At 70.0% G+C, this 24,394-nt stretch carries 26 protein-coding genes and 1 pseudogene; 19 read left to right on the top strand and 8 right to left on the bottom strand.

Annotated elements, in window-relative coordinates:
- Position 1: 1 nt before the first annotated feature.
- The 16 genes from ACIRQH_RS19775 to ACIRQH_RS19700 all read left to right on the top strand — a co-directional run bounded on the left by ACIRQH_RS19775 (position 2) and on the right by ACIRQH_RS19700 (position 13,436).
- Complete coding sequence (locus ACIRQH_RS19775; protein ID WP_404226672.1) at positions 2–670, top strand: hypothetical protein; 669 nt, start codon at positions 2–4, stop codon at positions 668–670.
- Positions 670–987, top strand: a complete 318-nt coding sequence (locus tag ACIRQH_RS19770; protein WP_404226670.1) for a hypothetical protein — start codon at positions 670–672, stop codon at positions 985–987. Before ACIRQH_RS19775 ends, ACIRQH_RS19770 begins: the two co-directional genes overlap by 1 nt.
- Before the next feature lie 10 nt (positions 988–997).
- Entirely contained in the window at positions 998–1,348 is a 351-nt protein-coding gene (locus tag ACIRQH_RS19765; protein WP_404226668.1) for a hypothetical protein, read from the top strand.
- Positions 1,345–1,785: a minor capsid protein gene (locus ACIRQH_RS19760; protein WP_404226667.1), complete on the top strand. Its 441-nt coding sequence runs from the start codon at positions 1,345–1,347 to the stop codon at positions 1,783–1,785. Before ACIRQH_RS19765 ends, ACIRQH_RS19760 begins: the two co-directional genes overlap by 4 nt.
- A 10-nt stretch (positions 1,786–1,795) precedes the next feature.
- A complete protein-coding gene (locus ACIRQH_RS19755; RefSeq protein ID WP_404226666.1) occupies positions 1,796–2,269 on the top strand; it encodes a phage tail tube protein in 474 nt (157 codons plus the stop codon).
- Positions 2,269–2,805, top strand: a complete 537-nt coding sequence (locus tag ACIRQH_RS19750) for a hypothetical protein (protein WP_404226665.1) — start codon at positions 2,269–2,271, stop codon at positions 2,803–2,805. Before ACIRQH_RS19755 ends, ACIRQH_RS19750 begins: the two co-directional genes overlap by 1 nt.
- An 8-nt stretch (positions 2,806–2,813) precedes the next feature.
- Positions 2,814–3,011: a hypothetical protein gene (locus ACIRQH_RS19745; RefSeq protein WP_404226664.1), complete on the top strand. Its 198-nt coding sequence runs from the start codon at positions 2,814–2,816 to the stop codon at positions 3,009–3,011.
- Between the two features lie 2 nt (positions 3,012–3,013).
- Positions 3,014–6,283 carry a phage tail tape measure protein gene (locus ACIRQH_RS19740; RefSeq protein WP_404226663.1) on the top strand — a complete coding sequence of 1,090 codons (3,270 nt, stop codon included), beginning with the start codon at positions 3,014–3,016 and terminating at the stop codon, positions 6,281–6,283.
- Entirely contained in the window at positions 6,283–9,633 is a 3,351-nt protein-coding gene (locus tag ACIRQH_RS19735; RefSeq protein WP_404226662.1) for a hypothetical protein, read from the top strand. The genes ACIRQH_RS19740 and ACIRQH_RS19735 overlap by 1 nt, the downstream gene beginning before the upstream one ends.
- 15 nt (positions 9,634–9,648) lie before the next feature.
- Positions 9,649–10,155 carry a hypothetical protein gene (locus ACIRQH_RS19730; protein ID WP_404226661.1) on the top strand — a complete coding sequence of 169 codons (507 nt, stop codon included), beginning with the start codon at positions 9,649–9,651 and terminating at the stop codon, positions 10,153–10,155.
- A gap of 66 nt (positions 10,156–10,221) precedes the next feature.
- On the top strand, positions 10,222–10,440 hold the full coding sequence (locus ACIRQH_RS19725) for a hypothetical protein (RefSeq protein WP_404226659.1): 219 nt from the start codon (positions 10,222–10,224) through the stop codon (positions 10,438–10,440).
- On the top strand, positions 10,440–11,189 hold the full coding sequence (locus ACIRQH_RS19720; protein WP_404226796.1) for an N-acetylmuramoyl-L-alanine amidase: 750 nt from the start codon (positions 10,440–10,442) through the stop codon (positions 11,187–11,189). Before ACIRQH_RS19725 ends, ACIRQH_RS19720 begins: the two co-directional genes overlap by 1 nt.
- A 9-nt stretch (positions 11,190–11,198) precedes the next feature.
- Positions 11,199–11,426, top strand: coding sequence for a holin (locus ACIRQH_RS19715; RefSeq protein ID WP_404226658.1), 228 nt, complete (start codon positions 11,199–11,201; stop codon positions 11,424–11,426).
- Positions 11,426–11,863, top strand: a complete 438-nt coding sequence (locus ACIRQH_RS19710) for a hypothetical protein (RefSeq protein WP_404226657.1) — start codon at positions 11,426–11,428, stop codon at positions 11,861–11,863. The genes ACIRQH_RS19715 and ACIRQH_RS19710 overlap by 1 nt, the downstream gene beginning before the upstream one ends.
- Positions 11,850–12,236 (top strand): hypothetical protein, encoded by a 387-nt coding sequence (locus ACIRQH_RS19705; RefSeq protein WP_404226655.1) that lies wholly within the window; start codon positions 11,850–11,852, stop codon positions 12,234–12,236. The genes ACIRQH_RS19710 and ACIRQH_RS19705 overlap by 14 nt, the downstream gene beginning before the upstream one ends.
- A gap of 462 nt (positions 12,237–12,698) precedes the next feature.
- A complete protein-coding gene (locus tag ACIRQH_RS19700) occupies positions 12,699–13,436 on the top strand; it encodes a phage antirepressor KilAC domain-containing protein (protein ID WP_404226654.1) in 738 nt (245 codons plus the stop codon).
- 64 nt (positions 13,437–13,500) lie between these two features.
- On the opposite strand, the gene ACIRQH_RS19695 is transcribed toward ACIRQH_RS19700, so the two are convergent.
- A complete protein-coding gene (locus ACIRQH_RS19695) occupies positions 13,501–13,968 on the bottom strand; it encodes an NUDIX domain-containing protein (RefSeq protein WP_404226653.1) in 468 nt (155 codons plus the stop codon).
- A complete protein-coding gene (locus ACIRQH_RS19690; protein WP_404226652.1) occupies positions 13,955–14,707 on the bottom strand; it encodes an XRE family transcriptional regulator in 753 nt (250 codons plus the stop codon). The genes ACIRQH_RS19695 and ACIRQH_RS19690 overlap by 14 nt, the downstream gene beginning before the upstream one ends.
- Positions 14,708–14,877: 170 nt before the next feature.
- Here ACIRQH_RS19690 and ACIRQH_RS19685 point away from each other — a divergent pair, with 170 nt between their 5' ends.
- Complete coding sequence (locus ACIRQH_RS19685) at positions 14,878–15,081, top strand: hypothetical protein (protein ID WP_404226651.1); 204 nt, start codon at positions 14,878–14,880, stop codon at positions 15,079–15,081.
- 194 nt (positions 15,082–15,275) lie between these two features.
- Here ACIRQH_RS19685 and ACIRQH_RS19680 read toward each other — a convergent pair whose 3' ends face one another.
- Positions 15,276–15,512 (bottom strand): helix-turn-helix domain-containing protein, encoded by a 237-nt coding sequence (locus ACIRQH_RS19680; RefSeq protein WP_404226650.1) that lies wholly within the window; start codon positions 15,510–15,512, stop codon positions 15,276–15,278.
- 560 nt (positions 15,513–16,072) lie between these two features.
- Between ACIRQH_RS19680 and ACIRQH_RS19675 the strand changes: the two are divergent.
- Together ACIRQH_RS19675 and ACIRQH_RS19670 are read left to right on the top strand one after the other, a co-directional pair.
- Positions 16,073–16,192 (top strand): annotated as a pseudogene (locus tag ACIRQH_RS19675) (3-hydroxyacyl-CoA dehydrogenase family protein); the annotation flags it as partial.
- 199 nt (positions 16,193–16,391) lie between these two features.
- Positions 16,392–16,649: a hypothetical protein gene (locus ACIRQH_RS19670; RefSeq protein ID WP_355865845.1), complete on the top strand. Its 258-nt coding sequence runs from the start codon at positions 16,392–16,394 to the stop codon at positions 16,647–16,649.
- 26 nt (positions 16,650–16,675) lie between these two features.
- On the opposite strand, the gene ACIRQH_RS19665 is transcribed toward ACIRQH_RS19670, so the two are convergent.
- The 5 genes from ACIRQH_RS19665 to pheS all read right to left on the bottom strand — a co-directional run bounded on the left by ACIRQH_RS19665 (position 16,676) and on the right by pheS (position 24,280).
- On the bottom strand, positions 16,676–17,221 hold the full coding sequence (locus ACIRQH_RS19665) for an NUDIX hydrolase (RefSeq protein ID WP_404226649.1): 546 nt from the start codon (positions 17,219–17,221) through the stop codon (positions 16,676–16,678).
- Between the two features lie 163 nt (positions 17,222–17,384).
- Entirely contained in the window at positions 17,385–18,725 is a 1,341-nt protein-coding gene (locus ACIRQH_RS19660) for a transcriptional regulator (RefSeq protein ID WP_358817175.1), read from the bottom strand.
- Positions 18,726–19,106: 381 nt separating this feature from the next.
- Positions 19,107–20,069, bottom strand: a complete 963-nt coding sequence (locus ACIRQH_RS19655; protein WP_358817240.1) for a PP2C family protein-serine/threonine phosphatase — start codon at positions 20,067–20,069, stop codon at positions 19,107–19,109.
- Positions 20,070–20,648: 579 nt separating this feature from the next.
- Positions 20,649–23,153: a phenylalanine--tRNA ligase subunit beta gene (gene pheT / locus ACIRQH_RS19650; protein ID WP_404226648.1), complete on the bottom strand. Its 2,505-nt coding sequence runs from the start codon at positions 23,151–23,153 to the stop codon at positions 20,649–20,651.
- A complete protein-coding gene (gene pheS, locus ACIRQH_RS19645; RefSeq protein WP_388868686.1) occupies positions 23,153–24,280 on the bottom strand; it encodes a phenylalanine--tRNA ligase subunit alpha in 1,128 nt (375 codons plus the stop codon). Before pheS ends, pheT begins: the two co-directional genes overlap by 1 nt.
- Positions 24,281–24,394 lie beyond the last annotated feature (114 nt).

Genomic DNA, 24,394 nt, shown 5'->3' with positions numbered 1-24,394 from the left:
GATGCCCGATGCGGGAGACCTCGTCACGGCACGCCTGGCGGTAGATCCGGCGGACGTCACGACGGGCGCCACGCTGGTCGTGACGCGTCCTGACGGGGTCGTCGTGACGCCCGTCGTGACGGGTGCTGACGGGGGTTCGACCTGGACGGCCCCGGTCATCTACACGGTGGCTGGCATCTGGCGTCTGTCGTGGACCGTCACGGGTACGGGCGCGAGCGTCGAGCACGAGCTGGTGTCCGTTGGTCCAGCGCCCGCCACGATGGCGGACGTCCGTTCCTACGCGACGACAACGCAGCTCGCGAACGCGCTGCACAAGGCGCCGCCCCTGGACGCGGTGGAGCTCCTGGAGCGTGCGACTCGGCTCCTCGACTCGGACTTCCTAAAGGCCGCGGTCTACGACGTCGACGACGACGGCATGCCGACCGACGCCGTAGTCCAGGCGGCGTTCGCCGACGCGGTCTGCAGCCAGGTGGAGTTCTGGGGCGAGGTCGGAGTCGAAACCGACGTGTCCGGCCCCCTCCAGGGCGTCGTCATCGGCAGTGTCCAGCTCCAGTACGGCGCTGGCGCGAACCGCAGCGGACCGGACTACTACGCGCCCGGGCTGACCCGCGCGCTGGCGAGCATCCCCGGCGACAAGCTCCGGTGGATCGCGTACTCCGGAGGCTGCTGATGGGTCGGCTTCCCGCTCGGTACCTGATCCACGAGGTCACCGTGGAGCCGTACGCGGGCGAGTCCAGCACCGGCTCCCTGTACGGGGCGCCGGTCCCGGTCCCGTGCCTGCTCGACGAGCAGACCCGGGCGGTACGGACGCCGGGCGGCGAGCAGGTCACGAGCACATCGACGGCCTACGCCAACCTCAGCACGACGGCGCCGGCCCTGTCGCGAGTGACGCTCCCCGATGGCCGCACGACCACCGTCATTCAGGCGAAGCGGCGCGACGGCAAGCGACTCGGCACCCCCAACCACCTGGAAATCCAGCTCGAATGAGGTGATCGGCGTGCCGCAGAACTTCAGGATGCGCTTCGACGGGACGGCCGCCGCGCGGGAGATCCGGGCAGGCGCGGCCCGGGGCCTGTACCTCGGAGCGGAGCACGTCCTCGCGCGGGCGCAGGAAGTCGTGCCGCTGGACGAGGGACCGCTCCAGCACTCGGGCACGGCGAGCGTCGACGAGGCGAGCCTGACCGCGGTCGTCTCGTACGACACCCCATACGCGATCAGGCAGCACGAGGAGATGGACTACCGGCATGCGCCCGGGCGGACCGCAAAGTACCTGGAAGGCCCGCTCAACGAGAACGCGGCGACTGTACAAGCACTGATCGCGGCGCAGGTCCGGAGGGCCCTGCGGTGAGCGGGGAGACGCACGACGCTGACCTCCTGGTCGGTGTCGCCGAGCTCCTGGCGGCCGAGAGCGTCGGCGTCTACTCGCCGACGGGAGCTCTGCCGGCAGGCGGGACGGGCATCGTCCTCGGCCGAATGCCGGACGGTCCGGACCGTGCCGTCGGCCTCACCCCGTATCCGGTCTCGGACGACGACTCGACGGACTCCGTGACCGCCGTCCAGGTGCGCATGCGGGCGGGCGTGAACGCGCTCGACCTGGTGCAGCTGGCGAACGACGTCTTCACCGTCTTGCACAACCGGCAGGGCTGGGATGCCCACGGCGTGCGGGTGGAGATCTCCTGGCGCAACTCCGAGGCCTGGATCGGCCAGGACGCGCGCGGGCGGATGGAGAAGACCGCCAACTACTACGTCCGGTCCGTGCGGCCCGGATCCCACCTGAACGACTAGGAGGACCCCTGTGTCGACCCCCACGGAAGAGACCGAGCTTGCCCGCGAGTGGCGGCTGGAGATCAACATGGCTGCCATCGGCGATACGCCGGACTGGCAGCTCTGCCCTGGAGTGAGGGAGTTCCAGCCGGCCTCCGAGCCGAACATCGAGGACGCGTCGGACTACGACGGCGACGGCTGGGCGAGCAACGAGAAGACGGGCCAGTCTTGGGAGCTGGGCGTCACGATCCGGCGGAAGGCCAACAAGAGCGTCAAGGTCTACTCGCCCGTGCACGAGAAGATCCGCCTGGCTCACTACGCGTACGGCGCGGACAACAAGGTCCACCTGCGGTACATGAACCGCAACGGCCTGCCGGAGGCGTACGAGGGCAAGGCCATCCCCAACTGGCAGCCCTCGGGCGGCGAGTACACCGCGCTCGGCGAGACGGAGATCACCTTTACCGGTGACGGCCCGCTCACCCCGATCACGAACCCGCTCGCCTGATGGCGGCCGGGAGCAGCGAGGACTTCGCCGCGCTCGACGCCTTCCTCGACGAGTACCTCGACCTCCCGGTCCTAGGCAAGGACGGCGAGACCCGCGTCTATCGGATCGAGGATCCCTCGGCCGAGGACGGCATGAAGATCGAGCGCATCACTGCGATGGCGGCCCGCCTCGCCGCTGGACAGAAGGCGTCCCCGAGCGTCGAGCTCCTCAACGACGAGGAGGAGCTGGACCTCTACCGCATGTGCCTCGGCGCCGCGTACGGGCCGCTCCTCAAGGAGGTGCGGTGGGGTCCGTTCAAGCACGTGGCGCTCACCGTCATGTTCTGGGTGACCACTGACAAGGACACCGCGCGCGAGTACTGGCGCACCGGTAACCAGCCGGGAAAAGCGAATCGGGCGGCCCGCAGAGCGCAGGCGAAGCCCGATACCTCGGAGTCGGCTGCGGCGAATTCGACCCGGTCACCGGGCTCTACGAGTGGTACGAGGGGCTCCCGTCGACGAAGGGGCGGGCAGGGAAGGGCGTCCCGTCAGACCTGAGCTGGGCCATGCTGCTCGGCCTCTGGCCCCTGATCGAGGCCGACCTCCACTCCGAGTACGGCATCGACGTCGGCGACGGCATCCTCCGCGAGCGGACTTGGCGCTGGTTCCAGGCGCGCGTCCTCGGCTTGCTCTCGGCCGACTCCCGCCTGCGCCGGCATTTCGCGCCACCTCCTGACGACAAGACCCGCAAAGCCAGGAGGTAGCCATGGCGCTGACCGTCGGCGAGCTGAATGCCGTTCTCTCCGTCGACGACCGGGCCGTGGACCCTGCCCTGCGCCGTGCGGAGGACGCGATCCGCACAGCCGGGCAGACCATGGGCGACGACGCCGAGCGAGCTGGCCAGCGGGCTGGCGAAGACCTTGGGGAAGGTGTCGTCCGTGGCGCGGACGGCCGCCTTCGCACGCTGAACGGCCGGTTCGTCCGTGCCGGGCAGCAGGCAGGCGAGGGCCTCGGTGACGGCGTACGGCGTGGCTCCGGCGAGGTCGACGACGCGGCAGGCGACGCCGGCGAGAGCGGTGGCCAGTCGTTCATGCAGCGGATGCGCGAGCGCGGGTCCGCGGGCGTGAGCGACCTCGCCGGCAGCATCCGCGAGGGACTGGCCAGCAAGCTCGGCCTGGCCGCTGTCGGCGCGGCCGCGGGCGCCGCACTGATGGCCGCGATCGGCACGGCCATGGAGCAGGGCCAGATCACCGGGCGCCTGGGCGCGCAGCTCGGGAAGACCCCGGAGGAGGCCCGGCGCTACGGCAAGATGGCCGGCCAGCTCTACGCGAGCGCGGTGACGGAGGATTTCCAGGGCGCGGCCGACGCCATTTCGGTGACTATGCGTGCGGGAATTGCTCCGCCCGGCGCGACGAATGCTCAGATCCAGTCGATCGCCACGAACGTCGCCGACCTGGCTAACACCTTCGAATTGGACCTCGGCCAGACCGCGAATGCTGTCGGCCAGATGATCAAAACGGGGCTCGCCAAGAACGGTGGCGAGGCAGTCGACGCGCTGACCGTCGGGCTTCAGAAGATGGGTCCGCGCGCGGACGACATCGCCGATACTTTCAACGAATACTCGACCATTTTCCGGCAGATGGGTCTCAACGCGACTACCGCGACAGGCCTCCTGTCTCAGGGAATGAAGGCGGGCGCGCGCGATACCGACGTCGTTGCTGACGCGTTGAAGGAATTCACCCTGATCACACAGGGGGGCGGGGACAAGGTCGACGCCGCGTTCAAGAAGATCGGTCTGTCCGGCAAGGACATGCAAGCCGCGTTCATCAAGGGCGGCCCGGAGGCTGCGGCCGCTCTCGACAAGACCTTCGACGGCCTGCGGAAGATGAAGCCGGGCGTCGACCGCAATAACGTCGCGATGGCTCTCTTCGCCACCAAGAGTGAAGACACGCAGAAGGCGCTCATGGCGCTCGACCCGTCGACGGCCACGGACGCGCTCGGGAAAGTCGGCGGCGCTGCCGACAAGATGGGCAACACCCTTCGCGACAATGCGGGCACCAAGCTGGAGGCTTTCAAGCGGGGGATGCAGCAGAGGGTCGTCGATTTCCTCGGCGGTCAGGTGCTCCCTGCCCTGACGGGACTGCGGTCCATGGTCGGAAAAGCCTTCGGTTCCGCATGGGATGACGCCGGTAAGGGCGGCGAAAAGGGCATCGATCGCGTCGTCAAAACGGCCGAACTTATCGGCCAGCGACTCGTCGACAAGTTGAAGGAAATGGGCCCCAAGGTGATCGAGGGGCTCATCGGAATGGGCCAGAAAATCGCCGACTATGTGACGGCGAACCCCGAGGCCGTGTTCAAAATGGCGGCGATTGCGGGTGCGTTGGCGGTGGTTATCGCCAACCTGCCGACCATCATGGCCGGGCTGCTCCTTACCGCCGCGTACCTGATCATCGGCGGATTCGTCGACCACCTCATCAAGGCGACGGACGAGAAGCTGACCGGCTGGTGGAACACCTTCACCACATGGGTGTCCACGAAGTCCGCGACCGCGGGCACCGTCATGTCGGTCCTCGGCGTCGTGATCGGCCACTGGTTCTCCGGCCTGTGGTCCAACTACGTCGCGGGTCCCGTGAGTGGCGCCTGGAACTCGTTCATCGGCACCGTGCGCGGCCTGCCCGGGCGCGCGTCTGGCGCCCTGTCCGGCCTGGCTACCGCGATCGTCGCCCGAGCCCTTACCGCGTGGATCAGCTTCCGGAACGCGTCCGCGAAGAAGGCCGTGGAGTTCGTCGCCTGGATGCACGGCCTCCCGGCCCGGATCGCCAGCTCGATGGGCTCCCTGTCGGGCCTGCTGACCCAGAAGGGCCGCAACGTCGTACAGGGCCTCTGGGTGGGCATCCAGGGGATGGGCGGCTGGATCCGCTCGAAGCTCATGTCGTGGGCGAAGAGCGCGATCCCTGGCCCGATCGCGAAGGCTCTCGGGATCAACTCGCCGTCCAAGGTCACGACCGCGCAGGGACGTTGGATCGCACGCGGTCTGATCGAGGGCCTCACCGGCTCGACGAAGCAGGTCAAGGCTGCGTCGATGAAGCTGTCGGACATCATTGCCGACGCGCTCAAGCCCGGTAAGCGGCGCTCGGCAGCGCTCAGCAAGCTCGGCGCCGGCACAAAGCAGTTGCTGAGGCTGGCCAAGCAGGAGGAGTCCCTCGCCGCCAAGTCGAAGACGGCGACGAAGAAACTGGACGACCTCCGCAAGGCACGGAAGGCGCTCGCCGCGGACGTCGCGAAGGGCGTCCTCGACTCGGCGAACATCACCAAGCAGGAGACGGGCGGCTGGGGCCAGACCGCGGAGACGATCCTCGCAGGCCTCCGGCAGGACACGGCCGCGGCGCAGGTCTTCGCGAAGAACCTGGCGACGCTCCGCAAGAAGGGTGTGCGGGCGGACCTGGTCGCGCAGATCGCGCAGGCGGGAGTGGAGCAGGGCTCATCGGCAGCCGCTGCGCTGGCCAACGCCAACGCCACCCAGGTGAAGCAGATCAACAGCCAGCAGAAGGCGCTGGTCACAGCAGCGAACAAGGCTGGGACGACTGCCGGCGACGCGATGTACGCGTCGGGCATCCACGCCGCACAAGGCCTGGTCAAGGGCCTCGCGTCACAGCAGAAGGCCATCGAGTCCCAGATGCTAAAGATCGCGAAGGGCATGTCCTCCGCGATCCGCAAGGCGCTCGGCATCAAGTCCCCCTCGCGGGTCATGGCGCTGGTCGGCCAGTACACCGCGCAGGGCCTCATCAAGGGCGTCGAGGGCCAGCGCGGGGCGGTCAACTCCACGATGCAGTCGCTGGTCGACACCCCGGCTCCCGGCTCGTGGGACAGCGCGTCCGCGCGCGCTCGCGCAGGCGTCTCGGAGAGGGCCGTCCTGGAGCTGCGCTCGTCCGGCAGGCCCGAGGACGACTACCTGATGGGCCGCCTCCAGCGCGGTATCCGCAAGACGGCGGGCAAGGACGTCAGCCTGGCACTGACCGGACGGAGGTCTGGCTGATGGCGTTTCCGGAGGACCCGCTCGGCACGATGGTCCGCTTCCAGATCGGCGGGGTGTGGACCGACGTCACGCAGTACGCGATGACGGCGGACGGGATCGCCCACACCCGGGGACGCAAGGCGGAGCGGGAGGCGGTTGCGCCGGCCACCTGCGCCATCACCCTCAAGAGCCCCAACGGACGGTTCGCTCGCCGCAATCCGCGGTCGCCCTACTACGGGCTCCTCGGCAAGAACACGCCAATGGAGGTCTCCGTCCTGTCCGGCACGCAGCGGCTCATGCTGCCGGACGGGAACGGCTCCCGCGTCACCACGCCGAGCGCCACCGCGCTCAACGTCAGCGGCAGCCTCGACGTCCGCATCGACCTCGGCCTCACCAACGCTGGCGTCGGCACCGTGCTGGAGCTGGTCGGCAAGTGGGGCACCGCCCCCGACCGGTCATGGATCATGTACATCGACGGGCTCGGCCGCCTCAACATGCGCCTCACGCTGGACGGGACAACGATTCAGCCGGGCGTCTCGACCGTTCCGGTTCCCATTCCGTCCTCTGGCCGGATCGCCCTGCGCAGCACGTGGAACAACTCCACGGGCGTCACCACCCACTACACCGGGCCGTCGATCGCCGGACCGTGGACGCAGCTCGGCGGCACGATCGCCGGCACGGGCGGCACCATCAACTCCTCGACACAGCCGCTGACAGTCGGGGACATCGAGATCGTGACCGGCGTCGCGGCGGCCGGGTCGGTCTACGCCCTCCAACTCCGCAACAACACCACCCTGGTGGCGAACACCGACTTCACCGCCCCGGCCATCGGCCCCACGACTTTCGTCGACACGACGGGCCTGACGTGGACGCTGGCGGGCGGCGCGGCGATCAGCAACCGGCGGATCCGCTTCGTCGGGGAGTACTCGGACTGGCCGACCAAGGCAGGCCGCGGCGGCCACCTCATCACCGTGGAGGGCGAGGGCGGCGGCATCCTGCGGCGCCTGAACCAGGGCAAGAAGCCGCTGGCCTCCACGCTCCGTCGTCGCATCCCGTCGGACCCGACGCTGATCGCCTACTGGCCGATGGAGGACGGCTCCGAGTCGACGCAGGCCTACAGCCCGCTGCCGGGCGTGAAGCCGATGAAGATGACGAACTTCGCCTTCGCCAGCGACGACACCTTGGGCGGATCATCCGCGCTCCCGGTCGTGCAGCCGGCCGCGACGTTCAACGCGTCCGTGCCCGCGCCCGCGTCCGGCACGGGCCCGTGGCAAGTCGAGCTGGTCAACCTCATCCCAACGGCGCCGGTCGCCCTGGCCGTGCTCTACGAGATCGTCTGCACGGGCACGGGCGCCCGTTACCAGGTGAAGGTCCAGACGAATAACGTGCAGCTCCAGGTCTTGGACTCGGACGGCACGCAGCTCCTGCTCCTGAACGGCACCGCTGGATCCAGCCCGAACTTCTTCGGAAGCTGGAACAGGGTCAGGGTCTTCGCCCGCCAGAACGGGTCGAACATCGACGTGGATATCGGCTGGCTCAGCGCGGCGGCAAGCGGCGGGCATTTCATGTCGGGGAGCTTCGCCGGCACCGTCGGCCGCGTCACCACCGTCAAGTCGTCCTTTGGTGCCGGCCTGGAGGGCACCGCCTTCGGGCACCTCGCCGTACTCCAGGCCAACAACTCGGCGATCTTCAACAACGCCGACGGCGGCTACCAGGGCGAGACGGCCGCCGCACGCATGCTCCGCCTCGGCACTGAGGAGGGCATCCCGATCACCGTTACGGGCATCCAGGGCGACACCGCGCAGATGGGCCCGCAGCGCCCGGCCACCCTGCTGGAGCAGCTCGACCAGGCGGAGGCCGCGGACGGCGGCGTCCTCGTCGAGGACCGCGAACGGCTGGGCCTGCGGTACCGGTCGCGGACGTCCATGTACAACCAGACGCCCGCCTTGACGCTGTCCTACACCGCGCGCGGGCTCGTGCGTGTGGAGCCCACGGACGACGACATGGACGTCGTCAACGACCGCACCGTCCAACGGATTGGCGGCTCTTCGGGCCATGCCGAGCTGTTGTCCGGCCCCCTGTCCGTACAGGATCCGCCCGATGGGATCGGCAGGTACGACGACGCTGTCGAACTGAACCTGTACAGCGACGATCAGCCCGAACCGATGGCCTACTGGATGCTGCACCTGGAGACGGTCGACGAGGACCGATACCCCGAGGTCACGCTCCTGCTGCATCGCGCGCCCGCACTGATCGACACGGTGCGCGAGATCACTGAGGGCGACCTCATCCGCATCACGGACCTGCCGGACTACCTCCCCGTCGGCCCTCTCGACCTCATCGTGCAGGGCTACTCGGAGCGGATCGGCACGCGTACGTGGGAGATCACGTTCGTGTGCGCACCAGGTAGTCCGTGGGCCGTGGGCGTCGTCGGTGACTCGGTCGCGGGCCGCGTCGATGCGAACCCGGGAGGCTCGACCCTGGCGGTCACGGCCGCCGCATCGGACACCGCACTGACCGTGCACACTCCGGCCGTTGGGCTCATGGGTCCGGCGCCGTGGATCCCGTCCTCGGGGCAAGCGCCGACCTTCGCGTCTGAGTTCCCCATCGCCGTGCGGGTGGCCGGCGAGGAGCTGTCGGCGACCGCGATCCGGCCGTGGGGCTACGACGCGTTCACGCGGTCGGTCGCGGCCGGCGGCTGGGGTACGGCGACGGACGGGCAGGCGTGGACGATCTCGGGCGGCTCCAACTCGGACCGTACGGTCAACGGCAGCCGCGGCGTGGTCACACTGGCCTCCGCCGTGTCGACCGTGCGCTTCCACACGCTGCCCGGGGCGGTCGGGGACTGCGAGGTCCGCTGCCGCATGAGCGCGTCCGCGGTAGCGACAGGGGCGAGCCTGATCCCGTCTGTGCTGCTGCGCTACGTGGACGCCTCGAACTACTACCGGGCGCGCGTGCACTTCGGCACGGGCGGCTCGATGTTCGTTTCCATCACCCGCGACGTCACGCAGGTCGGCGTAACGACTCCGCAGCTCCCGTGGACGTACGCGGGCGGCGACGAGTTCGAGGTCCGCGTGCGGCTCACCGGGCATCTGGTGCAGATCCGCGTCTGGCCGGTCGGGACGCTGGAGCCAGCGGTGTGGCACACGCAGGAGACCGTCGTCTCCTCGCCGATCGCCTCCGGGCTCGTAGGCCTCACCGCGTCCGGGTTCGCCGGCGTCACCAACGTGTCACCGCAGCTCCTGTTCGACGAGTTCGTGGTCCCGACCCCGCAGGCCTGGACGGTCACGCGTGCGGTCAACGGGGTGTCCAAGGCGCAAGCGGCCGGGGCGGAGGTCCGCGTCGCGCGGCCCGCTGTCGTGGCCCTGTAGAGAGGGAGAGACTCCGTGGCGTATGAACCGTGGCAGCCCGGCATGATCGTGACGCAGGGCCGGTTGGCGTCGATCTCGGCGACGTGGCAGGACTGGACGCCGGTCTGGACGACGTCGACCGGGGCGAACAGTCCGTCGTTCGGCAACGCGGTCATGACCACCCGGTACGCGGTGAACGCGACCACCGTCATGTTCAACATCAACATCACGTTCGGCACCACCACCAACTTCGGGGGCGGCGGCTCCGCAGACAACTGGAGGTTCAGCCTCCCCGTCGCCGCGGCCAACTTGACGCTGATGATCGGCTACGGCGAGCTGTCCGACTCCAGCGTCGGCATCGCCTCCCGCATGGGCGCCCGCCCCCGCCTGACCACCACCACCACGATGGAGATCGAGATGGCAGCCGGCCGCCTCGACGCAGGCTCCGTCTCCGGCGCAGGGCTGATCGACGCCGTCTCCCCGTGGACGTGGGCCACCAGCGACACCCTGCGGGCCTTCGGCGAGTACGAGGCCGCTGCCTGATCCACCCCCGCCCCTCGCGTGCCCCGCGCCGTCCGGCCGGGGCCTTCTGCATGTTTGGAGGCATTCATGGCCGCAGAGATCCACCCCGCCGTCGCCCAGCTGCTCGCCAATTTCAGGACCGACCACCTCCCCGAGCACCTCCGAGCGGTCAGCGAGCCATTCCGGAAGCTGGCGCACCAACTCGCCGAGACGCTCACCGGGGACGAGGTGACCCGGGCCCTGGAGCGCCTGTGGGACGCGAAGAACTGGGCTGTCCTCGCCGCGAGCAACGCTGGCGGCGCGTGATGGCCACTCCGCCCACCGCGGCCACGTTCGCCACTCTGCTCCGCGCCGAAGGCCTGACGGTCGTCGAGGTTGGCGCCTGGGAGGACCACAACCGCAACCACAAGGGGCCGTGGGGGCCGGTCAACGGCGTGATGATTCACCACACCGTCACCAAGGGCACGCAGGCCACAGTCGCGCTCTGCCGCGACGGTCACGACGACCTGCCAGGCCCTCTCTGCCACGGCGTCATCGCCAAGAGCGGAGCCGTCTACATGGTCGGCTACGGGCGGACCAACCATGCGGGCCTCGGCGACGGCGACGTGCTCCAGGCCGTCATCGCGGAGAGGGCTCTACCGCCGGACAACGAGGCAGACACCGATGGCAACCGGCACTTCTACGGCTTCGAGTGCGAGAACCTCGGTGACGGTAAGGACCCGTGGCCCGAGGCGCAGCTCCTCGCCATCGAGCGGGTGTCCGCCGCGATCTGCCGCCACCACAAGTGGTCGGAACGCTCGGTCATCGGGCACCTGGAGTGGCAGCCCGGGAAGGTCGACCCGCGCGGTTTCACCATGGGGTCGATGCGGACTCGGGTGAAGGCCCGTCTGGCTCCGGCCGTTACGTACACGGTCCGCGATGGCGACACCCTCTGGTCGCTCGCCGCCTCGAAGTTGGGCGACGGCAACCGCTGGCGGGAGATCGCCAGCCTCAACCACCTCCCGGACGCCGACGCGATCGCGCCTGGCCAGATCCTCAAGCTCCCGAAGAAGTGAGGTAGCACCATGGCTTCTCCCTCTGCTCCGATCGAGAAGAAGGTCACGGCGGGCGCAGCGGTCTCCTACCTGGCGAGCCTCGCCGGGCTGGCGATCCTGGGCGGTGTCACCAACGACCCGTCGCTGATCTCCGGTATGCCGGACGCGCTGGAGCCGTTCGTCCTCGCCCTGGTCCCGGCGGCCGCGGCGTGGGTCGCCGGGTGGGCGGCTCCGCACACTCCCCGCTCGGACGTCTGATGCGGGCCGCGCTGGCTCGGCTCTGGGGGCGGCTGGGCTGGCGCGGTCTCGCGCTCGCCTCGTCCGGGCTGGCCTGGATCAGCTACGGCGCGTCCATCGCCATCCAGCCCCGGTACGGCACAGTGCGCGGGATCTCGGTCCTCCTCGACCTGATGTGCATGGCGGGGTGGGGCTGGCTGTGGATCGGCGCCGGGCTGATCGCCCTGGGCTTCTCCGTGGCCCGGGCCGGCCGAGACCTGCCCGGAGTCTTCGCGGCGATGGGCCCACCGCTGCTGTGGGCCCTGGCATACGCGCTCGGGGGCGCAACGGGGGCGTCGGGCACGGCGTGGGGCGCAGTGGCCCCGTGGGCGTCGCACGCGCTGCTGATCGCAATCGTCGCGTACATCACGCGGCCCGAGCTGACCATCCCGAGGATGGTGACGCGTGGAGCCGAGTAACTGGCTCGGGCTTCTGGCGGTGGTCGTGTCGACGCTCGGCGGGCTCGGGGGAACCTGGCTCGGCCGGACGCGAAGGACCGTGCAGGAGATCCCGGCGGACGGGCTACCGGAAGCTCCGCCGCAGCCGGCCGACACGTGGACCGTCTCGCCGGAGATGTACCGCTGGTTCCAAGAGCAGATGACGAGCCTGCACGGGCGGATGCGCTCCCTCGAGGAGGCGGAGCGGGAGTCGCGGTCGCGGGCCGATCGGACGGAGCGGCTCCTCGGCCTTGCCCTCGACCACATCAGCAAGCAGGACAGCCACCTACGGGACGCGGGCGTGCCGTTGGTCCCGATGGATCCCGAGCTGCTCGCCGCGCGCGACAACCGATGACCTGGCCTCCATCGCCTTCGGGCGGTGGAGGCCGTTTTTTCGTCGGCATCCGCATCGCTCCCCATAGCGGTAGGTGATTCGTGCACGCGGTCGACACGCCGAACGTTCATCCTCTCACCCGAGATGTAACTCACAGTCAGGTGACAGGTATACGCGCGGAGATGGCACGGAGTGACAAGCGAGCGACCGACAACGATCTTCAATGGTTAAGAATCTAAGGATCACCCTGGCGTCGAGGCACCCAGTGCCGACGTGACCTCGCGAGGAGTTTGTGGCCGTGTCGTAACCTGAATCTCAGCCGCTCACCTTGCAATCGAAGGTGACAGATTTGTGCCCTCACACGGGGAGTTGGGTCCCCGCGGAGGGCAAAAACCAAGGAGGTACAGCTCCGTGGCACAACCGCACAGTAACAAGGCCCTCCCCCCGGGCGACAGTGGGGGGTCTAGTCCTTTCGACCGAATCATGCTTCTGGACCACAACGGCGAGGAACGATGGTCCGCGCGCGATCTCCAGGTGCTCATGGGCTACGAGCGCTGGGAGCGCTTCGAAGAGGTCGTGGAGCGCGCCAAGCAGACCATCACCGCATCGGGCCTGGACCCACTCGATCACTTCCGCGGTGCCGCGAAAGTGATCACCGGCGGAAGATGGGGCAAGCAGAAGGTCAACGACTACCGCCTGACGCGCTTCGGCGCGTACCACGTCACCCTCGCCGGGGACGGCCGCAAGCCGGAGGTCGCCGCCGCGAAGACGTACTTCGCGGTCAAGACGCGTGAAGCCGAACTCGCCGCCCAGCCCGACGTCGCCTCGGCCGAGGGTGTCGTCGTCCTCGCCGAGCGGTACCTCGCTGCGGCCCGCGAACTGGTCACCACCAAGAAGGAGCTGGCGGTCGCAAAGCCCAAGGCCGGCAAGTGGGACGCGTTCATGAACGCCGACGGGCTCATCGGGATGACGGCCATCGCCGACATGCTGAACATGCCGGTAAAGGACATGACGAACTGGCTGGTAGACGAGGGCGTCTTCCGTAAGCAGGTCTCGAAGTTCGGCTCCAACCAGAACATGCCGCGGCGCACGCACCAGACGTCTGGCCTGTTCTTGATCAAGGTAGAGACGAACGGCAAGGTGGCATACGAGGTGGCCTACGCCACCACCCTGGGTGCTGACTTCATCTTTGACCGCTGGCAGGGGCGCGCAGCCGCCTGACAATGGATCGCCGCCCCCGCCCTCTCCTTGCGAGAGGGCGGGGGCGGCCTTCGTCTGTCCGGAGTCAGCGCAGCGCGGGCATGGTGCCGTGGCGCCAGTCGTCAACCCGCTTGCGGATGCTGGCCACCATGGGCAGCGCGTCGACGTCGGCCGGCTCGAACCAGCGCACGTCGGTGGACTCGTCCGACACGGCGATCTGGCCGCCGACCGGCCGAGCGAGGAAGCAGATCGAGAACTCCTGGCGGACCTCGCCGTCGTCGTAGGCGAAGACGTGGTGCGGGTTGCTGTACGTGCCCACGATGCCGACCAGCTCGACGTCGAGTCCGGTCTCCTCGCGCGTCTCCCGCACCGCGCAGTGGGGCAAAGATTCGCCGAGCTCCATCTTCCCGCCGGGCAGGGCCCACTGGTCGTTGTCGGTCCGGCGCTGCAGCAGGATGCGCCCGGCGTCGTTGACCACGACGACCGAGGCCGCCGGCACGAGACTGTTCGCCTGCGGTGCGTCCGGGTCGTCCTCGTAGTCACGCCTGCCCATGGGGCTCCTCTCGTACGGGTCGGCCGCGCGCCCACAGTTCCTCGACGTGCGAGGCGAAGCGGTCGAACATGCCGTCGGCCTGGTGGCGCCGCAGGTGCAGCGTGGGTGCATCGTGGCCGACGCTGTACGGCAACAGCGGCGTGACGATCATGTCTTCGTCGAACCGGAACACGCTCAGTTGGGCGTGCCCGTTGCTGAAGCGGGCGTCGACCGCGCCGTCGAGTTTCGCCAGCTCGGCGAGCGTGACGCGGATGCGTGTCGACAGGGTGAGTGGCACGTTCTCGTCTCGCTCGCGCTCTCGGGTGAGCTCGCTGTCCGGGTCGCCGACGACGAACCGTACGCGGGCGCCGCGCTCGGCCTTCCGTCGCAGTGCGGTCCCGAATCGTGCCTGCTCCAGCCAGAGGAAGTAGTTCGTGTACCCGGCGAAGTCGAGTTGCTTCTCGGCTCGGGTGATGAGGGTTCGCCAGAGGGAGGCGGGCACGGCCGACCGGTACGGGTAGACGGAGATCACCTCGCGGTCGGCTCCGATCTTGACCGCCTGCCTGGCAACTTGTGGCCACAACACGGCTTCCTCCTCTCCGAGCGCGTCTGCCACGGCCCAGCGGTGACGGGCGCGTGGGACCCGGCCGTCCTCGGTGAGCCATCGACCGACCGTTTTGGCGTCAACGCTGACGCGCTCCGCTAGTTCCCGGTCGGTCATCCGGGCGTGGGTCATGGCCCGGTGCAGCGGTTCGTTCACGGTGTACCCCCTGGGGCGTTCGGCACGCAACGCACGCTAGCTGTACTCCGTGCCTAACGGTCGCGGGATGCGGTTGTTACGCCCCGTCAGCGAGACAACTGTGAGGCCAGACAGCAAAGATCCCCGCGGCCTGGCAGGGCCCGGGGCTTGGACGACTGGTTGGAGTCGGCATGGCTGACGATACGCAGACTCACGGCACGGCCACCACCCCTTCGGCCATCGGCTACTGCTCGTGGCATGACGGGGTCGCCCGGGAGATCCGACTGATCATGGTGCTTGGCCCCGGGAGCGGACCGAGCATCGGCCACAAACGGTTCGCCTGCCATCCCTGCCAGATCACCTACGGACTCGTTCCCCTCGCGGACCGGGCATGACCTGGACACCGCCACCGCCGCCCGCGCGCGGACTGAACGGCCCGCAGTACGCCGGACGTGCCTGCTGCTGGTGCAACACCGCGCTCCGCCGCGGCGCCCGCTCCGCCGGCATCGCGAAGGGGATGAGCGGTGCGCACGACTTGAGCGTCGAGGTCTACGAGTGCGGGCCCAACTGCCGCATGCGCCCTCTCCGTTCAACGAACGAGGTCGGCGAGTTCGACGCCGATCGCGTCGGCGATGCGGATCAGGGTGTCGAGCTTCGGGGATGAGTGGCCCTGCTCGATCCGGCTATACGTGGCGACGTCGATGCCGGAGCGTCCACAGACGTCGTGCTGGCTCAGGTTGTGCTGCTCGCGCACGCGCCTGATCTGGACGCCCACGGAGCGACGGCGAGCGATGACCCGGTCGTCGGGCGGAGTGGGGCGTGGCACCCGTCCACGCTCCCCGCGCCATGATCAAAAATGATTAGGGTCGACCCTAATTTGCGTGATCATGGGGCTGAGTGGGCAGAAGTATGGCCACACCCCCCTGAGTCGCGATCAGCCCAGCCCTCCGGCGCTCTGCCATATGCCGCAGGGCTACGGGTAGTGGGAGTGATTCGAACGCGTGTTCACCTGAACGAGTGACATTCCGATGGATGACTCAGGCAACGGCCACGCGTTAGACAGGATGTATGCAGAACGCGGTTTCTAGCCGCCATAGATGCCCGTCGGCGGTTTGTTGGGAAGCGAGTCGGCCGGCGGGACACCGACCCCCCTGCGCCACCTCATGGCGCAGGGGGGTTCCCTCATTTTCCCACCGACCGGCCACCGTGGATGCGTGGTTACCCGCTCTTTGCCGAGGGGGGTGTGAGGGAGTTCCCTTCGCTGAGGGAGGTCTGAGGGGGGTCCCCACCGAAAGACCGAGAAAGCCGAGGAAAGATGCTGAAAGGTACCTGGGGCCAGGTCAGAGGGTGATCGCCAACTGCCGCCCAGACACCCCGGCGAGACGCTCGATGTACGAGGAGTACAAGGAGCCGCTGTACGCCGCTCCCCCGCTGCTCCAGCGCATGGTCGACGCCGGCCGCCTCGGCCGCAAGACCAACTCGGGGTTCTACACCTACGGCCAGTGACGACAGGCCGCTGACCTACGGGTCGAGCAGGACGGGCGCGGGCCCGGCACCTTTTGTGGTGCCGGGCCCGCGGCGTTCACACGGAGTGTGCGCGCCGGGCCCGCATATGCCGCGCGCACACGCTCCCCACCTGTCCACCAGGCGAGTTGACTTTCCGTGCGCAGACAAGGGATTTCCGACTACGGAAAGGAGCGGACCCGTGACCACCGACTCCGAGCATCCCGTGGCACCGAAGGAACTCGCGGAGTTACGCCGGTCCCTCGAAGTGGGGCTCACCCGCATCGAGGGAGGACTGGCGCTGCTCACCCAGCGCGACGACCAGACGGCCAAGGATCTCGACGACCTCAGCACACGGATCGTCGCGCTCGAACACACCCGCTGGCCCCTGCCCACCGTCTCCGTCGTCGCGGCCGTCGGAGCGCTGGCCGTGACGGTCTGGCAGGCTCTGGGTCACTAGGACCCGGGACACCGGAGCGGCACCGGTCAGGGCAACGCGTCCTGCCCGAGCCTGAGATGGTGCAGGAGCAGCAGCGCGGCAGCCATGTTGGCGGCCGGGACCTCACCGCGGGCGACCATGTCGGGAACGAGCTTCAGGGAGACCCACTCCCGGCGGTCGGACTCGAAGTCGTCCACGGGGTGCCCGATGTACTCCCCCTCGTCGGCCCAGTAGATGTGGTGCCGGGCATCGGTGAGCCCGTTCGAGGGCTCGACACTCATCAGGTGCCGCAGGGGTCCCGGCCGCCAGCCGGTCTCCTCCTCCAGTTCACGGGCCGCCGCGACGGCGATGTCCTCACCGTCCTCGACCACGCCGGCCGGCAGCTCCCATCCCCAGCTGTCCGTGATGAAGCGGTGCCGCCACAGGAGCAGGACCTCGTTCGACTCGTTCACCACCGTGGCCACGGCGACGGGCCGCAGCCGTATCAGGAAGTGATCCAGATGCCGCCCGTCCGGCAGCTGCACATCTGCGAGGTTGACGCTGAACCAGCGGTTTGCGTACACAGTTTGTTCCTTCTGTTTCGTCCACTGCACAGTTCTGCCACCTTCCGCTAGGTAAGTGGCAATATCGCAGCAGGAGCGTCCTGGCAGCAGGCTCACAGCGGTCGGGGCACGGTGCGGTGACGGTGAAGACGGTGTGCCGGAAGGGTGGCCGGGGTCCGGACGGACGGCGGGACACGGCCCGCGGACGCGCCCCCTACAGCGGTACGCGCAGGGCGCCGTCGATGAGTTCCGCGGCCTCGGCGGTCCCCGCACAGCCGCTGCTCACCAGATGCCGGCGTACCGCACGGAGTCTGTCGCGCAGCCGCTGGGACTCCATCCCGCGTGCCTGTTCGGCCATTTGGACCGCGGTCTCCACGGCCTTGTCGGCGTTGCCCTGGCGCAGCTCGATCTGGCTGAGCATGGCCAGACGGTGCACCCGCCCCCGGTCGTGCGCCGGATTGTCCACGGCCGCCGCGGCATGCTCGGCCGCCGCCACCAGGTCACCGAGGCTGAGCAATGCCTCCGCCACCTGTACGTTGACCAGTCCCGGCTGGACATAGCCGGTCTCGTCCGGCTCGTAACCACGCCGGATACGCTCGGCGGCCTGCTCGGCACGCCGAATGCAGGACAGCGCACTGCTGCCGTCGCCGAGGTGTGCGTACGCCTTGGCCTGCATCGCGTAGAGGTCGGAGGCGAGCGCCGGCGTGATGTGGCGCCCCGCGGCGCGCAGCGCGGCCTCGGCGAAGGCGACCGCCTGCCGGTACTCACGCATGAACAGCGACTGGTTGACGAGCAGCGCTATCACGTAGGCGCCAAGTCCCCTGTCCCCGCTGGCCTTCGCCAGGCGCAGTGCCTGGTGGAAGTAGCGCTGGGCGAGGCCGTGCGCGTCGGAGTCGTAGGCGCAGATGCCCGCGATGGCCACCAATCCACCGGTGGCGCGGTGGAGTTGGCGGCCGGTGGCGTCGGTGTAGCTGCCGCGCAGCAGGGGCGCGGTCTCCGTGTTGAGGAAGCCGACGATCCGGGCGCGGGTCGCGATGCCCCCGGCCTTGCGGTACATCTGCTCGTAGTGGGCCCGCGCCGCCCGGAGCATCTCGATGTCGGCCATGCTGACCTGTTGGCGGCCGCCGCGGGAGACGTCCACGTCCTCCGGCGGGTTCTCCCACTCCCAGACGGGCATCACCGCGGGCGTGCCGGTGACGGCCGGGGCGCCGAGGATGTGCGGCCGCTGCTGCTCGTCGGAACGCCACAGGGCGGTGGCGCGCTCGACGAAGCCGGAGAGCGAGGTGGCGTGCGGGGCGGACGGCTCGCCGGGCAGTCCGAGGCCGATGTCGTCGAGGGTGACGGGCCGGTGCAGCCGTACCGCGAGGACCTCGCAGATCAGGTCGGGCACCTGGCCGCGCGGGCGCTGCCCCTTCAACCACCTTGCCACGGCGGTGTGTTCGTAGCGCAGGGCGAGGCCGCGCGCCCGGCCCGCCTGGTTGACGTGGGCGGCGAGCCCCGCGTGCGAGATGCCCGCCTCGTCGAGGATCGCGTCGAGCAGAGTGTTGGGCTGCATGGAAGGCCCCCCGGGGCTCGTGGCCGACGGCGCCGATCGTCCTCTTCCGCGCCCGACAGCGCCAGTCAGCGTAGCGGGTCCCTTTCACACGGGGTGTGAAGCGAATACCCGTATCCATCGTGTGCGCGCGCTGTCGCGGAGAGTCGCGGGCCGGTTGACTGAGCTGTCTCGCAAGAGGCCGGCCGGGCCGCCGGCTCCCCCTCGTACAGTGCGGCGGCCCGCTTCGCGCCGTCCGCCCGGCTGCCTGCCCGACACTCCGTGGCGGGGCGGACGGCCGCCGTCGGCACGGGCGGGACGGATGCGACGTTCCGTCCGGCCAGGACGCGTCGACGGTCCGGCCGCCCGCGGCACGGCGTCGGAGCCGGCGCGCGGCGCGGTGTGTCACCGTCGGTGCGGCAGGTGCCGGGAGACGCCGTGCCCCTGGTGCAGCGGCACGCACCGTCGGTCGTTGCGCAGCACCAGGAGGGCCACGTCGTCGGCGGGCCGGCCACCGGTGTGGCGCAGCAGCCCCGCCAGGACCGCCCGCAGGACGGCCTCCGGCACGACGGGCCGGTCGTGCACCGCCTCCGCGAGGGCGGGCAGCAGCGGGAAGAACCGCCCGCGGGCGTCCCGCGCGTCCTCGGCACCGTCGGTGTGCAGGAAGAGCCCCTCACCGGGCAGGAGTTGGCCGCAGTGCTCGGCGGGGAGTGCTGCCGGGAGCGGGAACGGCCCCAGCGGGGGCAGGGGTTCGGCGTTCGCGAGCGGGGCGACCCGGCCCGGGCCGAGCAGATACGGCCAGGGATGACCGCAGTTGAGGGCGTACACCTCACCGTCGGGGTGGATCTCCAGCAGCAGGACGGTGACGAAGTCCTCGGCGACCGGGTTGTCGGTGTCGAGACCGGACGAGGGGTGTTCGCAGCGGGCCCGCTCGCGCAGGTGCCGCGCCAGGGCGCGGTCGAGCCTCCTGAGGACACCGCCGAGTTCGGGTTCGTCGTGCGCGGCCTCGCGGAAGCTGCCGAGGACGGCGGCGACGGTCCCGATGGCGCCGAGTCCGTGCCCGCGGACGTCGCCCATCACGACCCGCACGCCGTACTCGGTGGCGATCACCTCGTACAGGTCGCCGCCGACGGCCGCCCCGCGGTCGGCGGAGAGCTGCGTCGCCGCGAGGCCGAGCCCGTCGATCCGTGGCGGCAGCGGCCGCAGCAGGACGCTCTGGGCGGCTCCCGCCACCTTGCGGATCTGCCGGAGTTCGCGCAGCAGCGCCCCTCGGACATGGACCACCAGTCCCGTGCCGACGGCGAAGAAGACGGCGCTGGTGGCGATACGGGCCCCGAGACCGTCCTGCTGCGCGAGCGGGCAGACCATCCGGTACGAGATCGCGAGCGCGCCCCAGGCCGTGGGCAGCCCGAGGGTCAGGGCCCGGCGGAGCGGCGGCCGGTCGGAGCCAGGAGGGCCACCCCGGCCGAGGCCGGTGCCCCGGCCGGGTCGGCGGAGCCGGCGGCCGAACCTCGTACGGGGGCCGCCCCCGCGCAGCACCCGGGCGAAGCCCACCCTCAGCCGGCCACCACGGCGCCGCGGCCCCTGGACCGCCCGGACCGGCTCCCGTGCATGCGTCGGGGGCGTCGCCCCGCGGGGAGCCCCAGCCTTGATACGGATCATGCCGATTGGCCCCCCAATAGGCCCTGACAGCGCAGACGGCCTCGGCGAGACCGGTCCGATTCTGTCGACCGCCCGCCCGATCGGGCCAGATCGTCCGGACATGTCACCCGAATGAGTGAGGTGTCTTCGGACACGCGCGCCCCCGCATCAATGCAGGCAGGGGCCTTGCCCGGCCTCACGGAGAGGACGGGCGAGGCCCCTGGAAAAGGGGCGGGGAGCCGTGCGCCCGGCCGCGGGACGATCCGCGGTCCGGCACACAGCTCCCCGGCACGACCTGCTGGGCCGTCAGGCCCCGCGCAGCACCGCTCCCGTGCGCTCGGCGGCCAGCGCCACCGCCGCGTCGCGGGCCGCGGAGGCCTCGTCGACGGTGAGCGTTCGGTCGTCGGCACGGAAGCGCAGCGCGTACGCGAGGGACTTGCGGTCCCCGCCGAGCTGCTCGCTCTCGTACTCGTCGAACAGCCGGATGGACTCCAGGAGTTCACCCGCGCCCTCACGCAGCGCCGCCTCGACGTCCGCGTGCGGTACGGCCTTGTCGACGACGAGCGCGACGTCCTGGGTGGCGACCGGGAAGGTCGAGATCTTCGGCCCCTTGGGGTGGCCGGAACTCGCCTCCTCCAGCGTGTCCAGGTCCAGCTCCATCGCGCAGGTGCGCGCGGGCAGACCCAGCGCCTTCAGCACACGGGGGTGGAGTTCACCGGCGTGTCCGATGACCCGCTGCGTGCCGTCCACGACGACCGCGAGCTCGGCGCACCGGCCGGGGTGCCACGGACCGTACTGGCCGGAGCGGACGAGGAGTTCGGTCCCCGCCTCGCGTGCCAGGACGCGCGCGGCCTCGATCGCGTCGGCCCAGTCGGCCGGGCGGCCCTTGCCCCACCAGCCGGCCTGCTCGCGGGCGCCCGCGAGGACGACGGCGGCGTGCCGGGGCTGGACGGGCAGCGCGGCGGTCAGGGACGCGATCTCCTCGTCGGTGGGACGGCGGTCGACGGGCAGCCGCCCGGCGACACGCAGCTCCGCCCGCGGGTGGAAGACCAGTCCCGTCTCGAAGAGCGCCAGGTCGTGACTGCCGCGTCCGTCGTTGCGGCGCAGGGCCTGGAGCAGGCCCGGCAGCAGCGTCGTACGGAGCGCGGGCTCCTCGTCGGAGAGCGGGTTGACGAGCTTGACGACCTTGCGGTTCGGGTCGTCGCCCGCCAGGCCGAACTGGTCGAGGACCTGCTCGCCCATGAACGGGTAGTTCGGCGTCTCGACGTATCCGGCACCGGCGAGGGCGCGGCCGGCACGGCGGTGCAGGCGCTGCCGGTCGGTGAGGCCGAGGCCCGCCGGGGGCTTGGGCAGCGTGGAGGGCAGGTTCTCGTAGCCCTCGAGCCGGATGACCTCCTCGGCCAGGTCGTTCGGGTCCGTCAGGTCGGGCCGCCAGGACGGCACGGTGACGATCAGCTCGTCCTGGCCGTAGACGTCGCAGCCGACCTGCTGGAGGCGGCGGACGACGGTCTCGCGGCCGTAGTCGACACCGGCCACCTTGTCCGGGTGGTTCGCCGGGATGGTGATGCTGTGCGGCGCGGACGGCGTGATGACCTCGGTGACCCCGGCGTCGGCGGTGCCGCCGGCGAGGAGGACGAGCAGGTCGACGGTCCGCTGGGCCGCTGCCGAGGCGGCCTGCGGGTCGACGCCGCGCTCGAAGCGCTTGGACGCCTCGGAGGCCAGCTTGTGACGGCGGGCCGTGCGCGCGATCGAGATGGCGTCGAAGTGCGCGGCCTCGACGACGACCTCGGTGGTGGTGCCCTCGGTGTCGTCGATCTCGGTGTTGGCCCCGCCCATGACGCCCGCGAGGCCGATGGGGCCGCGGTCGTCGGTGATCACCAGGTCCGCGGCGTTCAGCGTGCGCTTGACGCCGTCGAGGGTGGTGAGCTTCTCGCCCTGCTCGGCCCGGCGCACACCGATGGTGCCCTGGACGCGGCTGCGGTCGTACGCGTGCAGGGGCTGGCCGAGCTCCAGCATCACGTAGTTGGTGATGTCGACGGCCAGCGAGATCGGGCGCATGCCGGCCTTCTGGAGGCGGCGCCGCAGCCAGATCGGGGAGTGGGCGTCGGGGTCGAGGCCGGTCACCGTACGCGCGGTGAAGCGGTCGCAGCCCATCGGGTCGGAGACCCGCACCGGGTAGCCGAACGCGTTCGGTCCCGGTACGTCGAGCAGCGCCGGGTCGCGCAGCGGCAGGCCGTACGCGATGGCGGTCTCGCGGGCGACGCCGCGCATCGACAGGGCGTAGCCGCGGTCGGGCGTAACGGCGATGTCGAGGACCTCGTCGACGAGCTGGAGCAGCTCGATCGCGTCGGTGCCGACCTCGGCCTCCGGAGGCAGCACGATGATGCCGCCGGAGCCGTCGTCGCCCATGCCGAGCTCGTCGCCCGAGCAGATCATGCCGTGCGAGGTCTTGCCGTACGTCTTGCGCGCGGCGATCGCGAAGTTGCCGGGCAGGACGGCGCCGGGCAGCACCACGACGACCTTGTCGCCGACGGCGAAGTTGCGGGCGCCGCAGACGATCTCCTGGGGCTCACCGGTGCCGTTGGCGGTGCCGACGGCGACGGTGCAGAAGCGGATGGGCTTCTTGAACTCCGTCAGTTCCTCGATGGTGAGCACCTGGCCGACGACCAGGGGACCCTTGAGGTCGGCGCCGAGCTGCTCGACGCTCTCGACCTCCAGGCCGGCCGAAATGAGCTTGGCCTGGACGTCGCGCCCGGTCTCCGTCGCCGGCAGGTCGACGTACTCCCGCAGCCAAGAAAGCGGGACCCGCATCAGATCTCCATCCCGAACGGCCGGGTGAACCGGACGTCGCCCTCGACCATGTCTCGCATGTCTTCGACGCTGTGGCGGAACATCAGCATCCGCTCGATACCGAACCCGAAGGCGAACCCGCTGTACTTCTCCGGGTCGACGCCGCAGGCGACCAGCACCCGCGGGTTGACCATGCCGCAGCCGCCGAGCTCGATCCAGCCCTCGGACGAGCAGGTCCGGCAGGGGCGGTCGGGGTTGCCGACGGACTCGCCCTTGCAGACGTAGCAGAGCATGTCCATCTCGGCGGACGGCTCGGTGAAGGGGAAGTAGTTCGGGCGCAGCCGGGTCTTCATGTCCGAGCCGAAGAGCGACTGGACCATGTGGTCGAGGGTGCCCTTGAGGTCGGCCATGGTCAGGCCCTCGTCGATGGCCAGCAGCTCGATCTGGTGGAAGACCGGGGTGTGCGTGGCGTCGAGCTCGTCCGTGCGGTACACGCGGCCGGGGCACACGATGTAGACGGGCGGTTCGCGGTCGAGCATGGCGCGGGCCTGCACCGGAGAGGTGTGGGTGCGCAGCACGACACCGGACTCGTCGCCCTCGGTGCCCTTGGGGCCCTGGACGAAGAAGGTGTCCTGCATCTGCCGGGCAGGATGGTCGGGCGTGAAGTTCAGGGCGTCGAAGTTGAACCACTCCGCCTCGACCTCGGGGCCCTCGGCGATCTCGTATCCCATGGACACGAAGACGTCGGCGACGCGCTCCATCATGGTGGTCAGCGGGTGCCGGGCGCCGGCGGGTACACGGTCGTACGGCAGTGTGACGTCCACCGCCTCCTCGACCAGTACGCGCGCGTCGCGGTCGGCCTCCAGCTCGGCCTGGCGGGCGGCGAGGGCCTTGTTCACGGCGCCTCGGGCCTGGCCGACGAGCTTGCCGGCCGCGGCCTTGGCCTGCGGGGGCAGTGCGCCGATCTCGCGGTTGGCGAGGGCCAGCGGAGAGGTGCCGCCGGTGTGGGCGACCTTGGCCTCCTGGAGCGCGTCGAGGTCGCCGGCGGCCGCGAAGGCGGCGAGCGCCTCGTCCCGCATGCGCTCGATCTCTTCCGGTTTCAAGGCCTCGACCTCTACAGGGTCGTACGACTTATTAGGTGCCGACATCTCTTCCCGTGCTTCCGGTTGGCTGGCTGAGGGGCCCCGTCACCGACTCGGAGACGAATCGTCCGCAGATGAGAGGACGCAAAGGTGCCAAAGGCCGAGTCTAACGGGGGTGGG

Origin of the sequence: Streptomyces sp. NPDC102279 (assembly GCF_044766365.1) — a bacterium.
Classification (GTDB): domain Bacteria; phylum Actinomycetota; class Actinomycetes; order Streptomycetales; family Streptomycetaceae; genus Streptomyces.
Note: the sequence above shows the minus strand (reverse complement) of the source record. Positions and strands in the feature narration are given on the sequence as shown.

What these genes read in the sequence shown, in the direction of transcription:
- ACIRQH_RS19775 (WP_404226672.1), top strand. Translation starts at nt 2, where the DNA reads ATGCCCGATGCGGGAGACCTCGTCACGGCACGCCTGGCGGTAGATCCG.
- ACIRQH_RS19770 (WP_404226670.1), top strand. Translation starts at nt 670, where the DNA reads ATGGGTCGGCTTCCCGCTCGGTACCTGATCCACGAGGTCACCGTGGAG.
- ACIRQH_RS19750 (WP_404226665.1), top strand. Translation starts at nt 2,269, where the DNA reads ATGGCGGCCGGGAGCAGCGAGGACTTCGCCGCGCTCGACGCCTTCCTC.
- ACIRQH_RS19745 (WP_404226664.1), top strand. Translation starts at nt 2,814, where the DNA reads ATGCTGCTCGGCCTCTGGCCCCTGATCGAGGCCGACCTCCACTCCGAG.
- ACIRQH_RS19740 (WP_404226663.1), top strand. Translation starts at nt 3,014, where the DNA reads ATGGCGCTGACCGTCGGCGAGCTGAATGCCGTTCTCTCCGTCGACGAC.
- ACIRQH_RS19735 (WP_404226662.1), top strand. Translation starts at nt 6,283, where the DNA reads ATGGCGTTTCCGGAGGACCCGCTCGGCACGATGGTCCGCTTCCAGATC.
- ACIRQH_RS19725 (WP_404226659.1), top strand. Translation starts at nt 10,222, where the DNA reads ATGGCCGCAGAGATCCACCCCGCCGTCGCCCAGCTGCTCGCCAATTTC.
- ACIRQH_RS19720 (WP_404226796.1), top strand. Translation starts at nt 10,440, where the DNA reads ATGGCCACTCCGCCCACCGCGGCCACGTTCGCCACTCTGCTCCGCGCC.
- ACIRQH_RS19715 (WP_404226658.1), top strand. Translation starts at nt 11,199, where the DNA reads ATGGCTTCTCCCTCTGCTCCGATCGAGAAGAAGGTCACGGCGGGCGCA.
- ACIRQH_RS19710 (WP_404226657.1), top strand. Translation starts at nt 11,426, where the DNA reads ATGCGGGCCGCGCTGGCTCGGCTCTGGGGGCGGCTGGGCTGGCGCGGT.
- ACIRQH_RS19700 (WP_404226654.1), top strand. Translation starts at nt 12,699, where the DNA reads ATGCTTCTGGACCACAACGGCGAGGAACGATGGTCCGCGCGCGATCTC.
- ACIRQH_RS19695 (WP_404226653.1), bottom strand. Translation starts at nt 13,968, where the DNA reads ATGGGCAGGCGTGACTACGAGGACGACCCGGACGCACCGCAGGCGAAC.
- ACIRQH_RS19685 (WP_404226651.1), top strand. Translation starts at nt 14,878, where the DNA reads ATGGCTGACGATACGCAGACTCACGGCACGGCCACCACCCCTTCGGCC.
- ACIRQH_RS19660 (WP_358817175.1), bottom strand. Translation starts at nt 18,725, where the DNA reads ATGCAGCCCAACACTCTGCTCGACGCGATCCTCGACGAGGCGGGCATC.
- ACIRQH_RS19655 (WP_358817240.1), bottom strand. Translation starts at nt 20,069, where the DNA reads ATGGTCTGCCCGCTCGCGCAGCAGGACGGTCTCGGGGCCCGTATCGCC.
- pheT (WP_404226648.1), bottom strand. Translation starts at nt 23,153, where the DNA reads ATGCGGGTCCCGCTTTCTTGGCTGCGGGAGTACGTCGACCTGCCGGCG.
- pheS (WP_388868686.1), bottom strand. Translation starts at nt 24,280, where the DNA reads ATGTCGGCACCTAATAAGTCGTACGACCCTGTAGAGGTCGAGGCCTTG.